At 74.8% G+C, this 322-nt stretch carries 1 pseudogene; it reads right to left on the minus strand.

Features of this window, described 5'->3' with window-relative positions:
- Positions 1-127 precede the first annotated feature (127 nt).
- Positions 128-322, minus strand: a pseudogene (locus G3I40_RS05085) (beta-galactosidase); the annotation flags it as partial.

Consider the following 322-nt stretch of genomic DNA (forward strand, 5'->3'; position numbering starts at 1 on the left):
ACCGCGACGCACGCCTGCGACGGCGGCGCGGTCGCGTCGACCGGTTCACCGCGACCGGCGCGACCGGCCCACCGACACGAAAGGGGCCGGTCCCGTGACCCGGGACCGGCCCCTTTCGGCCGCCGCCTCAGCGCAACCGGACGCGCGGCTCACCCGCCCGTTCCGTCTCCAGGACCCACACCTCGTTGCCGCCCTCGCGCAGCACGGGACCGGGCACGTACAACGAATCCTGCGGCCCCACCGACCAGTAGCGGCCCAGGCAGAACCCGTTCACCCACACGAACCCCCGCGTCCAGTCCGGCAGTTCGAGCCGGGCGTCGCC

Origin of the sequence: Streptomyces sp. SID14478 (assembly GCF_010548525.1) — a bacterium.
Taxonomy (GTDB): Bacteria; Actinomycetota; Actinomycetes; order Streptomycetales; family Streptomycetaceae; genus Streptomyces.